General features: G+C 70.4%; 13 protein-coding genes. 12 read left to right on the forward strand and 1 reads right to left on the reverse strand.

What is annotated here, in order from left to right; genetic code table 11:
• Position 1 precedes the first annotated feature (1 nt).
• The gene (locus QR78_RS15905; protein WP_048428514.1) at positions 2–991 is read right to left on the reverse strand and encodes an ABC transporter permease; all 990 of its coding nucleotides are present in this window, start codon (positions 989–991) and stop codon (positions 2–4) included.
• A 134-nt stretch (positions 992–1,125) separates the two neighbouring features.
• Here QR78_RS15905 and QR78_RS15910 point away from each other — a divergent pair, with 134 nt between their 5' ends.
• The 12 genes from QR78_RS15910 to QR78_RS15955 all read left to right on the forward strand — a co-directional run.
• Positions 1,126–2,343, forward strand: a complete 1,218-nt coding sequence (locus tag QR78_RS15910; RefSeq protein ID WP_048428532.1) for an LLM class flavin-dependent oxidoreductase — start codon at positions 1,126–1,128, stop codon at positions 2,341–2,343.
• A 113-nt stretch (positions 2,344–2,456) separates the two neighbouring features.
• Positions 2,457–3,674, forward strand: coding sequence for an acyl-CoA dehydrogenase family protein (locus QR78_RS15915; RefSeq protein WP_048428515.1), 1,218 nt, complete (start codon positions 2,457–2,459; stop codon positions 3,672–3,674).
• On the forward strand, positions 3,671–3,811 hold the full coding sequence (locus tag QR78_RS34965) for a hypothetical protein (RefSeq protein WP_158004047.1): 141 nt from the start codon (positions 3,671–3,673) through the stop codon (positions 3,809–3,811). Before QR78_RS15915 ends, QR78_RS34965 begins: the two co-directional genes overlap by 4 nt.
• Before the next feature lie 307 nt (positions 3,812–4,118).
• Positions 4,119–4,409, forward strand: coding sequence for a co-chaperone GroES (locus QR78_RS15920; protein WP_048428516.1), 291 nt, complete (start codon positions 4,119–4,121; stop codon positions 4,407–4,409).
• Positions 4,410–4,439: 30 nt separating this feature from the next.
• Positions 4,440–6,062, forward strand: coding sequence for a chaperonin GroEL (gene groL, locus QR78_RS15925; protein ID WP_048428517.1), 1,623 nt, complete (start codon positions 4,440–4,442; stop codon positions 6,060–6,062).
• 66 nt (positions 6,063–6,128) lie between these two features.
• The gene (locus QR78_RS36510; protein WP_280137046.1) at positions 6,129–6,254 is read left to right on the forward strand and encodes a hypothetical protein; all 126 of its coding nucleotides are present in this window, start codon (positions 6,129–6,131) and stop codon (positions 6,252–6,254) included.
• A gap of 12 nt (positions 6,255–6,266) precedes the next feature.
• The gene (locus QR78_RS15930) at positions 6,267–7,670 is read left to right on the forward strand and encodes an FAD/NAD(P)-binding protein (protein WP_048428518.1); all 1,404 of its coding nucleotides are present in this window, start codon (positions 6,267–6,269) and stop codon (positions 7,668–7,670) included.
• Positions 7,671–7,874: 204 nt separating this feature from the next.
• Positions 7,875–8,864, forward strand: a complete 990-nt coding sequence (locus tag QR78_RS15935) for a sulfurtransferase (RefSeq protein WP_244276371.1) — start codon at positions 7,875–7,877, stop codon at positions 8,862–8,864.
• A complete protein-coding gene (locus QR78_RS15940; RefSeq protein ID WP_048428519.1) occupies positions 8,861–10,066 on the forward strand; it encodes a YeeE/YedE family protein in 1,206 nt (401 codons plus the stop codon). The genes QR78_RS15935 and QR78_RS15940 overlap by 4 nt, the downstream gene beginning before the upstream one ends.
• Before the next feature lie 183 nt (positions 10,067–10,249).
• On the forward strand, positions 10,250–11,284 hold the full coding sequence (locus QR78_RS15945; RefSeq protein ID WP_048428534.1) for an ABC transporter substrate-binding protein: 1,035 nt from the start codon (positions 10,250–10,252) through the stop codon (positions 11,282–11,284).
• Between the two features lie 11 nt (positions 11,285–11,295).
• Positions 11,296–12,153, forward strand: a complete 858-nt coding sequence (locus tag QR78_RS15950) for an ABC transporter ATP-binding protein (RefSeq protein WP_048428520.1) — start codon at positions 11,296–11,298, stop codon at positions 12,151–12,153.
• Positions 12,150–12,583 (forward strand): ABC transporter permease (locus tag QR78_RS15955; protein ID WP_048428521.1); only part of this gene is annotated, 434 nt, incomplete at its 3' end. The genes QR78_RS15950 and QR78_RS15955, both read left to right, overlap by 4 nt.

Below are 12,583 nucleotides of genomic sequence, written 5' to 3' on the forward strand. Positions count from 1 at the left end.
GTCATGAGCGCACCGCGATGCGAGGGTCGAGGATCGCCTGGATGAGGTCGACCGCCACGTTGGCGACGAGGACCAGGAGCGAGGAGAGCAGGAGCACGCCGAGCAGCACGCTGAAGTCGCGCGCCATCACCGCCTCGAAGGCGAGGCGCCCGAGGCCGGGCCAGGAATAGACCGTCTCGACCACCACGGCGCCGCCGAGAAGCCCGCCGACATGCATCCCGGCCACCGTGGTGACCGGCAGCAGCGCGTTGCGCAGGACGTGGCGCAGGGTGATCGCCAGCGGCGACAGGCCCTTGGCGGCGGCGGTGCGCACGAAGTCCTGGGCCCGCACCTCCAGCATCGCGGCGCGCACGAGGCGGGCGTAGATCGCGACATAGAACAGGGCGAGCGACAGGCCGGGCAGCACCATGTAGCGGAGCTGGTCGACGAGTGCCGCGACGCCGGTGAGCCCCTGCCCGATGGTGCGCGCGCCGCCGCTCGGTAGCCAGCCGAGCTTCACCGAGAACAGCACGATCAGCATCAGGCCGATCCAGAAGCCCGGCACCGAGTAGAACAGCAGCACCGCCACCGAGAGGACCCGGTCGAGGATCCCGCCCGGGGCCCGGGCCATCAGCGCGCCGAGAGCGAGACCGGCGAGCAGCGCGAGGGCGAGCGCCAGGCCCATCAGCATCAGCGTGCCGGGCAGGCGCTGCCCGATCAGATCGGCGACCGGCATGTTGTAGCGCGGCGAGAAGCCGAGGCTCAGATGGGCGAGGTTGTTCAGGTAGGCCAGGAACTGGTCGAGCACCGGCAGGTCGAGGCCGAAGCGGCTGCGCATCGCCGCGAGCGTCTCCTCGGTCGCAGCCCCCGCCTCGCCCGCCATCACTTCGGCGGCGTCGCCGGGCGCGAGGCGCAGGAGGAAGAAGTTCACCACTAGGATCAGGAGAGCCGTCGGCACCGCATCGGTGAGCGCCCGTCCCAGCACGGGGAGCAGACGGCGTGTTCGGTCCATTGCGGGTCACTCCGGCGTGAGGCCGCCGGGCCGCGGCGACGGCGCTAAATTCATATTGTCGATCTATTTTGTCAACTATAGGATGGCGCCATCGAATGGGCCCGCGGCCCATGACCTCCCGGGCGAGCCTCGTCATGACCCTGATCCATCCTCCGGGCGCTCTCGTCGGCAAGTCCCGCCACGGCAAGTCCGGTTTCGCGAGCCCGACGGACTTCCCGGACAGCCCGCTGTCGCGGGCGCTGGCGGAGCCGCTGCTGCTCGGCCTGTTCCTGCCGATCCAGGCCGGCGGCTGGACCGCCTCGACCCTACCGCGCACCACCGACTGGAGCTTCGACTACAACCGCGACCTCGTGCTGGAGGCCGAGCGGCTCGGCTTCGACCTCGTCTTCGCGCTGTCGCAATGGCTGCCGAAGGGCGGCTATGGCGGCGTGCTCGACGGGCAGGCCCTCGATTCCTTCACCAGCATCGCGGCCCTGTCGGCGCTGACCCGCCGCATCCTGCTGGTGGCGACCATGCACGTGCTCTACGGGCCGTGGCACCCGCTGCACCTGGCCAAGTTCGGCGCCACTCTCGACCACATCTCCGGCGGCCGCTTCGGCTTCAACGTCGTCACCGGCCACCGGGCGGTGGAGCACGAGATGTTCGGCTGGCCGCGCATCGAGCACGACCGGCGCTACGCGCTCGCGGCCGAGTTCGTCGAGGTGGTGCAGCGCCTGTGGCAGGACGACGAGCCGTTCTCGTTTACGGGCGAATCCTCGTGGCGCCTGGGCGAGGGATTCGTGACGCCCAAGCCCCGCTACGGCCGCCCGATCCTCGTCAACGCCACGGGCTCGGAAGCGGGGATCGCCTTCGCGGGGCGCTATTCCGACATCGTGTTCGTGACGAGCCCGGCCGGCGCCGACATCGACAGCGCGCTTCAAGCGCTGCCCGACCACACCGCCCGGGTGAAGGCGGCGGCGCGCGGGTTCGGGCGCGAGGTCCGCACGCTCATCAACCCGCTGGTGATCTGCCGCGAGACGGAAGCCGAGGCCTGGGCCTATGCCGACGCCATCGTGGCGCACGCCGATCCGCGCAGCCCGAAGGGTTTTCGCACGCTCGATTCCGACGCCCAGGCCTGGAAGGGCCGCGAGGGCCGGGCCGACCCTTATGCCGCGATTGGCGGCAACATCCGGGTGATCGGCTCGCCCGAGCAGGTGGTGGAGCAGTTCGCGGCCCTGAAGCGGGCCGGCATCGATGGGCTGCAGCTCAGCTTCTACGACTTCAAGCCCGACCTCGCCTTCTTCGGCGAGCGGGTGCTGCCGCTGATGCGCCAGGCGGGCCTGCGGGCTGCGCCCGCGGCGCTCGCGGCCTGACCCCAGCCCCGTCAACCGCCGCGTCGCCGACCACCCGACCACGATCGACGGCCCGTCCGACATCGTCGCCGACATCTGGCTCGAGGCGTGAGCGCCCGCGACAGGAGACCCGCATGAGCTTTCCCACGGGCCTCGGCTTCGAGCCCGACCTCTCCGACCCCTACCTCGCCCAAGATCCCTACTTGGCCAAGGCGGCGGGCTTGCGGGACATCTTCGCCCGCGACGCGGTCGAGCGCGACAAGGCCGGCGGCCGGCCGTCCGAGCAGATCCGCCTCCTGAAGGAGAGCGGCCTCCTCAAGCTCCTGATCCCGCGGGAGCATGGCGGCCACGGCGAGCCGTGGTCGACGGCGCTCCGGATCGTGCGCGAATTCGCCAAGGTCGACGGCTCCCTCGGCCATCTCTACGGCTACCATTTCGGCTCCGTCCACGCCGCCCACCTCCTCGGCGATCCGGACCAGGCCGCCGCCCTCTACCGGCGCTCGGCCGAGAGCAACTGGTTCTGGGGCAACGCCCGCAACAGCTTCTCGAAGACTCTGTTCGGCCGACGCGAGGGCGAGTGGGTCACCGTGAACGGCTTCAAGCCCTTCACCTCGGGCTCGCACGTCGCCGACGCGCTGATGATCGCCTGGCTCGACGAAGCCTCCCACGAGTGGACCTTCGCGGCCGTGCCGGCCGACCGGCCGGGCATCATCGTCGAGAACGACTGGGATGCCATCGGCCAGCGCCAGACCGGCAGCGGCCGGGTGACCTTCGCGGACCTCAAGATCCATGCCGACGAGGTGCTGGACCATGGCTTCGACCGCGGCCGCCCCTACCGGACACTCGGGGTGCTGCAGCAGCAGAGCGTGCTCCTCAACGTGTTCATCGGCAGCGCGCAGGGTGCGCTGCTCGCCGCCCGCGACTACACCGTGACGACCTCGCAGCCCTGGCTGCATTCCGGCGTCGAGAGGCACACCGACGACCCCTGGGTCCAGCGCACCTACGGCGACCTCGTCCTGCGCACGCAAGCCGCGACCCTGCTCGCCGACAAGGCGCTCGCGGCGATCGACGCCGCCTTCGCCCGCGGCCGCGACCTGACCGAAGCCGAGCGCGGCGAGGCCGCCGTCACGGTGGCGGCCGCCAACGCCCATGCCGGGGCGGTCGCCCTCGACGTCACCAGCACGGTGTTCGAGGTGATGGGCGCGCGGGCCTCGGCGGCGGCGTACGGCTTCGACCGGTTCTGGCGCAACGTCCGCACCCACACCCTGCACAACCCGGCCGAGTACAAGATCCGCAACGTCGGCACCTGGTTCCTGACCGGCGCCTACCCGCAGCCGAGCAACTTCCAATGAGCGGCCCCGCGACCAGGGCTTGGGGATGCCATCGACCGTCCGAGTCGCTCTGCATCGTGACGCGCAAGGACGGGCATTGGGGCGTGCGGGCCCGATCGAGCGATGCCGGCATCGTCGTGAAGGGCTCGGCCTTCTGACAGCTTACTTCTGTCACCTCGAGCGTTCGGGATACCGAACGATGCGCCATCGCCCAAGCGGGCCAACCGTCAGCCTCGTCGTCGTGTGCCGGCGCCAATCCAGTCTACCTCACATCGCATTGGGGTCATGGCTGACAATCTTCTCGGTCCGCCGCCCGTCGCGGGCAGATCCTCTCCCCGACATCGTTCTTTAAAAAGAACAATCTCGTTGACTTGGCGAACGCCTCCAGACACCTTCGGACCATCGGATGCGCCCCCCGGATGCGGGCCCGTCCGGTCTCCATTCACGAATCAGGAGGCTCCACCGATGGCCTTTCGGCCCCTGCATGACCGCGTGCTGCTGCGCCGCCTCGACGGCGAGGCGACCACCAAGGGCGGCATCATCATCCCCGATACCGCCAAGGAGAAGCCGCAGGAGGGCGAGGTCGTCGCCGTCGGCCCCGGCATCCGGGACGACCACGGCACGCAAACGCCCCTCGACGTGAAGGCGGGCGACCGGGTGCTGTTCGGCAAGTGGTCCGGCACCGAGGTCAAGATCGACGGCGAGGACCTCTTGATCCTCAAGGAAGCCGACATCCTCGGCGTGATCGCGGCCTGACTTTGAGACAATCGAGAAGGACGAACCCCCATGGCTGCCAAGGACGTGAAGTTTTCGGCGGATGCCCGCGAGCGCCTGCTGCGCGGCGTCGACATCCTGGCCGACGCGGTGAAGGTCACGCTCGGCCCGAAGGGCCGCAACGTCGTGATCGAGAAGAGTTTCGGGGCGCCCCGGATCACCAAGGACGGCGTCACCGTCGCCAAGGAGATCGAGCTGGAGGACCGGTTCGAGAATCTCGGCGCCCAGCTCCTGCGCGAGGTCGCCTCGAAGACCAACGATCTCGCCGGCGACGGCACCACCACCGCGACGGTGCTGGCCCAGGCCATCGTCAAGGAGGGCGCGAAGGCGGTCGCCGCCAACTTCAATCCTCTCGACCTCAAGCGCGGCATCGATCTCGCGGTCGCCGCGGCGGTGAAGGACCTGGCCGGCCGCGCTCGCAAGATCACCACCGCCGATGCCATCGCGCAGGTCGGCACCATCTCGGCCAACGGCGATGCCGAGATCGGCCGGCTGATCGCGCAGGCGGTCGAGAAGGTCGGCAAGGAGGGCGTGATCACGGTCGAGGAGGCGCGCACCGCCGAGACCGAGCTCGACGTGGTCGAGGGCCTGCAATTCGACCGCGGCTACCTCTCGCCGTACTTCGTCACCAACGCCGAGAAGCTGACCGTCGAGCTCGACGAGCCCTACATCCTGATCCACGAGAAGAAGCTGTCGTCGCTCCAGCCGCTGCTGCCGGTGCTCGAGGCCGTGGTCCAGTCGGGCCGGCCGCTCCTCATCATTGCCGAGGATATCGAGGGCGAGGCGCTGGCGACGCTGGTCGTCAACAAGCTGCGCGGCGGCCTGAAGGTCGCGGCCGTGAAGGCGCCGGGCTTCGGCGACCGGCGCAAGGCAATCCTCGAGGACATCGCGATCCTCACCAAGGGCCAGACGATCTCGGAAGAGCTCGGCATCAAGCTCGAGAGCGTGACGCTGGCCGAGCTCGGCCGCGCCAAAAGGGTGCGGATCGACAAGGAGAACACCACGATCGTCGACGGTGCCGGCGAGGCATCCGAGATCGCGTCCCGCGTCGCCCAGATCAAGGGACAGATCGAGGAGACCACCTCCGACTACGACCGCGAAAAGCTCCAGGAGCGCCTGGCGAAGCTCGTCGGCGGCGTCGCGGTGTTGCGGGTCGGCGGCGCCACCGAGGTCGAGGTCAAGGAGCGCAAGGACCGGGTCGACGACGCGCTGAACGCCACGAGGGCGGCGATCGAGGAGGGCATCGTGCCGGGCGGCGGTACCGCACTGTTGCGCGCCCGCGGCGCGGTCGCGGCGCTCCAGGGCGGCAACCCGGACGTGACGGCCGGCATCAAGATCGTCTTGAGGGCCCTCGAAGCGCCGATCCGCCAGATCGCCGCCAATGCCGGGGTCGAGGGCTCGATCGTGGTCGCGAAGGTGGGCGAGAGCGATTCCGACACCTACGGCTTCGACGCGCAAGCCGAGACCTATCTCGACCTGATCGAGGCCGGCATCGTCGACCCGGTGAAGGTGGTGCGGACCGCGCTCCAGGATGCGGCCTCGGTGGCGGGCCTGCTCGTCACGACGGAAGCCCTCGTCGCCGACCGGCCGAAGGACAAGGCCGCCTCGCCTACCCCGGCCGCCCCGGACTTCTGAGCCCTCGCCGCGCCCCGGACCTGCTCCGGGGCGCGCCATCCCCCCGCTCGCCGCGCGAGGACAATCATGCCGCAACTTCCCGATCCGGCCGTGCCGTTCCATCCCTCCGAGCCGAGCCCCGGCCTCGTCGTCGTCGCGCTCTGCGCCGTGCTGATCCTGGCCGCCTTCGCATTCCTGCTGCGCGCCGCCTGACGGATTGTCTCCATGAACCCGGTCATCGCGGTCGTCGGCGCCGGCTTCAGCGGCAGCATGGCGGCGCTCCATCTCCTGGCCGCCCTGCCCCACTCCTGGTCGGTGCTGCTCTGCGAGAAGGCCGGCAGCTTCGGGCGGGGGCTCGCCTACGGCACCGAGGCCCCCGCCCACCTGCTCAACCTGCGCAGCCCCAACATGAGCGCCTATCCCGAGCGGCCGGAGCACTTCGCGACCTGGCTCGGCGGCTTGCCGGAGGACGAGCGGGCGGGCGTCGCAGTGACGCCGGCCGGCACCTTCGCGCCCCGCGCGCTCTACGGCCGCTATCTCGGCGACCTGCTCACGGAGGCGGTCGTGGCCGAGGGCACGCCGCGGCTCCACCTCGTGAACGATGCGGTCACCGATCTCGTCCCGGTCGCGGACGGATACTCCTTGCGCACAGAGGGCGGGGCCTCCTACGCGGTGGCCGGCGTTGTGCTCGCCATGGGCAACCTGACGGGCCCGGGCGCGCCGCCGAGCCGCCATCGGCTCGATCCGTGGCGGCCGGAGGAGTTCGGCCGGCTGCACCCGGACCGGCCGGTGCTCGTCGTCGGCACCGGTCTCACCATGGTCGACGCGGTCGCCTCCTTACGCGGCCGGGGCTTTCCGGGCCGGATCGTCGCCCTGTCGCGCCGCGGCCTGGTACCGAACGTCCACGCCCCGACCAAACCCTGGCCGGTGCCGGACCTCACGGCGGCCGATCTCGCTTCCCTGACCCGGCTGACCCGGCGGATCCGGGCCGAGATCGCCGCGGCGGGGCGCTCCGGGCGCGACTGGCGCGACGTGATCGACGCGCTTCGCCCGGTCATCGGCTATCTCTGGCGCAGCCTCCCGAGGCCTGAACGGGCGCGCTTCCTGCGCCACCTGCGGCCGTTCTGGGACGTGCATCGTCACCGCGCCGCTCCGCCGTCCGCGGCCGCCGTCGCGGCAGAGATCGCCGCCGGCACCCTGGAGGTGCGGGCGGGGCGCATCCTCGCCATCACGGACGGCCCCGACGAGGCCGCGGTGACGATCCGGCCCCGGGGTGGCTCCACGGAGGAGAAACTACCGGTGCAGGGCATCGTCGACGCCACCGGGATCGGACGCATCGACGAGACCGGGGACCCGCTGCTGCGCCGCCTCATCGTGCGGGGCCTCTCGCGGCCCGACGCATTCGGGCTCGGCCTCGCCGCCGGCGACGATTACCGCCTGCGCGCCGGACGGCCGGGCCGGCTCTGGACGCTGGGCCCGCTCCTGCGCGGCACTGTGTGGGAATGCGTCGCGGTGCCGGACATCCGCAGCCAGGCCGCCGAGGTCGCCGCCCTGATCGCCGCGGAGGTCGAGTGCCTGCCGGCGGGCGGCGTTCACCAGAGCGGCCGCACGCGCGAGGCATCAAGATAATCCTTGCCGTTTTCGCCATGCGCGAAGCAAGCACCATCTCTTTCACGGCAGAAATTAAAAATATCCCGCCAATTGATTTCGTGGAAACATCAGGGAAATCATTGGGCATCCGAAGATGCCGAGATGATCGGCCGCCTCGGGCAAGATCAAAATCAGCCAGCAAGACCAGATGCGGGATTCCGGAGGGCCGGAGGATCCCTGGGGATGACCACGATGCGCAAGATCCTGTTTCGATCTTCCCTGGCCGGCGCCGCCCTGGCGGCCCTGCTGCTGCTGCCGGCGGCGCCCGCTCTGGCCAATGCCGGCGCGACCTCCGCGGCAGTGCCGCTGCGCGACGCCGAGAAGAGCCCGCTCGTCTCGACCGAGTGGCTGGAGAAGAACATCGACTCGCGCAAGCTCCGCATCGTCGAGGTCAGCGTCGATCCGGGCGTCTACGAGCGCGGCCACATCCCGGGCGCCCACACCGTCGCCTGGCACACCGACCTCGTCGAGACGGTGAGCCGCGACATCGCCGGGCCGGAGAAGTTCGCGGCGCTCGCCCGCCGCCTCGGCGTCGATCGCGATACCACCGTGGTACTCTACGGCGACAACAACAACTGGTTCGCCGCCTGGGGCGCCTGGGTCTTCGCGCAGTACGGTCTCGTCGACAACGTCAAGCTGCTCGATGGCGGGCGCAAGAAGTGGGAGGCCGAGAAGCGCCCGCTCGACACCCGCACGCCGGAGGTCGCGGCCTCCAAGTTCTCCGTCACCCCGGCCTCGACGGCTTTGCGAGCGCGGTTCGGCGACGTGCTGGCGGTGGCGCGCAAGGAGAAGGACGAGAAAATCCTCGACATCCGCTCGCCCGACGAGTTCGCGGGTAAGATCATCGCGCCGGCCGGGGTGCCGGAACTGGCGGTGCGGGCCGGCCATATCCCGGGCTCGGTCAACGTGCCGTGGGGCAAGGCGGTGAACCCGGACGGCACCCTCAAATCCGTCGAAGAGCTGAAGAAGCTCTACGCCGAGGCCGGGATCGACGGGTCGAAGCCGGTCATCACTTCCTGCCGCATCGGCGAGCGGTCGAGCCATTCCTGGTTCGTGCTGAGCCGGGTGCTCGGCTACCCGGCCCGCAACTACGACGGCTCGTGGACCGAGTACGGCAACGCCGTCGGCGTGCCGGTCGTCAACCTCGCCGGCACGGTCTGGGGCGGCAAATGACTTTGAGCGCGGCGGTCGCCACGGCCGCCCCCGCCGGCGCAGGAGCCCGCGCCGGCCTCTCCCTGGCTCTCGCCGCCGTCCTGGCGACGGGGGCCTGGCACCTCTCGGGCGAGGCCGGCGGCTCGCGCCTCGCCCTCTCGCTGGTCTTCGGGGCGCTGTTCGGGTTCGTGCTGCAGCGCTCGCGCTTCTGTTTCCTGTGCGTCTGGCGCGACTTCCTCGACCAAGGCGACCCGCGCGGGGTGCTGGGGATCCTCGCCGCCCTGGCAGCGGGGATGGCCGGCTACGCCGTGGTGTTCGGCGCCTGGCTGCCGGATCCTTCGGGCACGCGGCTGCCGCCCGGCGCCCATATCGGCCCGGTCGGGCCGGTCCTGGCGCTGGCCGGTCTCGCCTTCGGGGCCGGCATGGCGGTGTCGGGCTCGTGCCTGAGCGCCCATCTCTACCGCCTCGGCGAGGGCTCGCCCACGGCCCCCTTCGCCCTGCTCGGGGCCGCCCTCGGCTTCGTCCTCGGCTTTCTCACCTGGAATCCGCTCTATCTCGCGGGTATCGCCGAGGCGCCGGTGACCTGGCTGCCGCGCCATCTCGGTTATGGCGGCAGCCTCGTCGCCGGGCTCGCGGTGCTGGCGGGGCTCGCCCTGTGGCTGCTGCGGCGCTGGCCGCCCCCGCCCCGATCGTCGGCGGCCGTCCTCGACCCGCTTCACGCGGTCTTCGTGGCGCGCTGGCCGACCTGGCTCGGCGGCCTCGCGGTCGGGGCGATCGGGACGCTGGCCTATCTGCGGCTCGGCCCCCTCGGGGTCACGACGGAGATCGGCGGGCGCAGCCGGCAGGGAGCTGCCGCCCTCGGGCTGCTGCCGGAGCGGCTGGAAGGACTCGACGGGTTTCGCGGCTGCGCCACGGCTTTGCGCGACGGGCTCCTCACCCCGAACGGCCTGTTCGTCGGCGGGCTCGTGGTCGCGTCCTTCGCGGCGGCGCTCGCGGCCGGCCAGTTCCGACCGGCCCGGCCCGGGCGGGGCCATGTGCTGCGCGGCCTGTCCGGCGGGCTCCTCCTCGGCTGGGGGGCGATGACCGGGCTCGGCTGCAGCATCGGCACCCTGCTCTCCGGCATCATGGCGGGCGCCCTGTCGGGCTGGGTGTTCGGGATCGCGATGCTCGTCGGCATCACGGTCACGCTCCGCCTCGGCCGCAGGCTCGGGCTCTCTGCGTAACGACGACGTGCGGCGCAGGAATAAAAATAATCTCCTGGGAACACACTTGGAGAGAATAAGTCCGATCTCCCTATCCGCATGATTGTAAAATAAGCTTCCGGTTGACGATACCGCCGGAGAACTCCAGATATCGCGTGCCGGATCGAGCGTATCCAGGCCCCCGACAGCGACGAGACCATGGTGATGATCAAGCAACGCGCCCGGCTCCTGCGCCAGCACGCCGCCGCCCTGCTCGGAGGCCTGGCCCTGCTGGCAGCGCTGCCGGCCGGCCCGGCTGCCGCGGCCGAGGGACAGCTGCGCATCGCCAAGCAGTTCGGCGTCGTCTATCTGCTCCTCAACGTCGCCGAGGACCAGAAGCTGATCGAGAAGCACGGCAAAGAGGCCGGCCTCGACATCAAGGTCGAATACCTCCAGCTCTCCGGCGGCTCGGCGGTCAACGACGCGCTCCTGTCGGGCAGCGTCGACATCGGCAGCGCCGGCGTCGGCCCGCTGTTCACGCTCTGGGACCGCACCCGCGGGCGCCAGAACGTCCGCGGCGTCGCCTCGCTGGGCAACTTCCCGTACTACCTCGTGAGCAACCGCTCCGAGGTGAAGACCATCGCCGACCTCACCGACAAGGACCGCATCGCCCTGCCGGCGGTTGGCGTCTCGGTCCAGGCGCGCATCCTCCAGATGGCCTCGGCCAAGCTGTGGGGCGACAAGGACTTCGCCCGCCTCGACCGCAACAGCGTGGCGGTTCCCCACCCCGAGGCGGCGGCCGCGATCATCAAGGGCGGCACCGAGATCACGGCGCATTTCGGCAATCCGCCGTTCCAGGAGCAGGAACTGGCCGAGAACCCGAACGCCCACGTCATCCTCAGCTCCTACGACGTCCAGGGCGGACCGGCCTCCTCGACCGTGCTCTACGCGACGGAGAAGTTCACCAAGGATAGCCCGAAGACCTACCAGGCCTTCGTCGATGCGCTCGACGAAGCCGCGCGCTTCATCACCGCGGATCCGGAGCGGGCGGCCGACATCTACCTCAAGGCCAATGGCAGCCGTATCGACCGCGCCCTGCTGCTGAAGGTGATCAAGAGCCCCGAGGTGAGCTTCAAGATCGAGCCGCAGAACACGCTCGGCCTCGGCCAGTTCATGCACCGGGTCGGCGCGATCAAGAACGAGCCTAGATCCTTGAGCGACTATTTCTTCGTCAATCCACGCGTCGCGGCGGGCGGTTGAGGACCGATCCGATGGCGCTGGTGATGGAACGCGATGCGCCCGTGGCGGCGCCGCAACCGCTCGCGGCGTCGCGCGAGACGCCGCACCCCTCGCCGGACCCGCTCCTGCGCATCGCCGGGGTGTCGCTCGAGTACCGCACCCCGGGCCGCGTGGTGCGGGCGGCGCACCGGATCGACCTCGACGTCTACGAGGCCGACCGCTTCGTGCTGCTCGGGCCGTCGGGCTGCGGCAAGTCCACCCTGCTCAAGGCGGTCGCCGGCTTCATTGCCCCGGTCGAGGGCGAGATCACGCTGGGTGGCGTTCCGGTGCGCAAGCCCGGACCCGACCGGATCGTGGTGTTCCAGGAATTCGACCAGCTGCCGCCCTGGAAGACCGTGGTCGAGAACGTTGCCTTTCCCTTGCGCACCGCCCGCGGGCTCGGCCGCGCCGAGGCGCTGGAGCGGGCTCGTGCCACGATCGACAAGGTCGGGCTCACGGCTTTCGCCGCCAGCTACCCGCACCAGCTCTCCGGCGGCATGAAGCAGCGCGTCGCCATCGCCCGGGCGCTCGCCATGCAGCCGAAGGTGCTGCTGATGGACGAGCCCTTCGCGGCCCTCGACGCGCTCACCCGGCGCAAGATGCAGGAGGAGCTGCTGACCCTCTGGGACGAGGCCCGGATGACGCTCCTCTTCGTCACCCACTCGATCGAGGAGGCCCTGGTGATCGGCAACCGGGTCGCCCTGCTCTCGCCCCATCCCGGCCGGGTCCGCGGCGAGTACAATTGCCACGACTTCGATCTGTCGAGCCTCGGCAGCCGAGGTTTCCAGGCCGCGGTGCAGCGCTTGCACGACCGGCTGTTCGAGCCCGTTCCCGAGGCGACGGCCCGATGAATCAGGTTCTCTCGCCGCCGATTCGTCCGGAATACGACCGGGTTCTGCCGGCCTTCGTCGAGGCCCCGGTCGAGCGCCGCCTGCCGTTGCCCACGCGCCTGTGGCAGCAGGGCTGGTTGCGCCGCGGCCTGATCCTCGTCGCGCTCGCCCTCCTCTGGGAGGGGCTGGCGCGCTGGCAGGACAACGACCTGCTGCTGCCGAGCTTCGGCGCCACCCTGTCGGCCCTGTTCGACGGGCTCGCCACCGGCGAGATCCTGGAGCGGACGCGGATCTCGCTGACAGTGCTGGCGCAGGGCTACGTTCTCGGCGTCCTCCTCGCCTTCGGGCTGACCTCGCTGGCGGTCTCGACTCAATTCGGCCGCGACCTGCTCTCGACGCTGACCGCGATGTTCAACCCGCTGCCGGCGATCGCGCTCCTGCCGCTGGCGCT

The sequence above is a fragment of the Methylobacterium indicum genome (assembly GCF_001043895.1).
GTDB classification, from domain to species: domain Bacteria; phylum Pseudomonadota; class Alphaproteobacteria; order Rhizobiales; family Beijerinckiaceae; genus Methylobacterium; species Methylobacterium indicum.

Bases quoted from the DNA above. Each gene is read 5' to 3' on its own strand.
- QR78_RS15905 (WP_048428514.1), bottom strand. From the start codon at position 991: ATGGACCGAACACGCCGTCTGCTCCCCGTGCTGGGACGGGCGCTCACC.
- QR78_RS15910 (WP_048428532.1), top strand. From the start codon at position 1,126: ATGACCCTGATCCATCCTCCGGGCGCTCTCGTCGGCAAGTCCCGCCAC.
- QR78_RS15915 (WP_048428515.1), top strand. From the start codon at position 2,457: ATGAGCTTTCCCACGGGCCTCGGCTTCGAGCCCGACCTCTCCGACCCC.
- QR78_RS34965 (WP_158004047.1), top strand. From the start codon at position 3,671: ATGAGCGGCCCCGCGACCAGGGCTTGGGGATGCCATCGACCGTCCGAG.
- QR78_RS15920 (WP_048428516.1), top strand. From the start codon at position 4,119: ATGGCCTTTCGGCCCCTGCATGACCGCGTGCTGCTGCGCCGCCTCGAC.
- groL (WP_048428517.1), top strand. From the start codon at position 4,440: ATGGCTGCCAAGGACGTGAAGTTTTCGGCGGATGCCCGCGAGCGCCTG.
- QR78_RS36510 (WP_280137046.1), top strand. From the start codon at position 6,129: ATGCCGCAACTTCCCGATCCGGCCGTGCCGTTCCATCCCTCCGAGCCG.
- QR78_RS15930 (WP_048428518.1), top strand. From the start codon at position 6,267: ATGAACCCGGTCATCGCGGTCGTCGGCGCCGGCTTCAGCGGCAGCATG.
- QR78_RS15935 (WP_244276371.1), top strand. From the start codon at position 7,875: ATGACCACGATGCGCAAGATCCTGTTTCGATCTTCCCTGGCCGGCGCC.
- QR78_RS15940 (WP_048428519.1), top strand. From the start codon at position 8,861: ATGACTTTGAGCGCGGCGGTCGCCACGGCCGCCCCCGCCGGCGCAGGA.
- QR78_RS15945 (WP_048428534.1), top strand. From the start codon at position 10,250: ATGATCAAGCAACGCGCCCGGCTCCTGCGCCAGCACGCCGCCGCCCTG.
- QR78_RS15950 (WP_048428520.1), top strand. From the start codon at position 11,296: ATGGCGCTGGTGATGGAACGCGATGCGCCCGTGGCGGCGCCGCAACCG.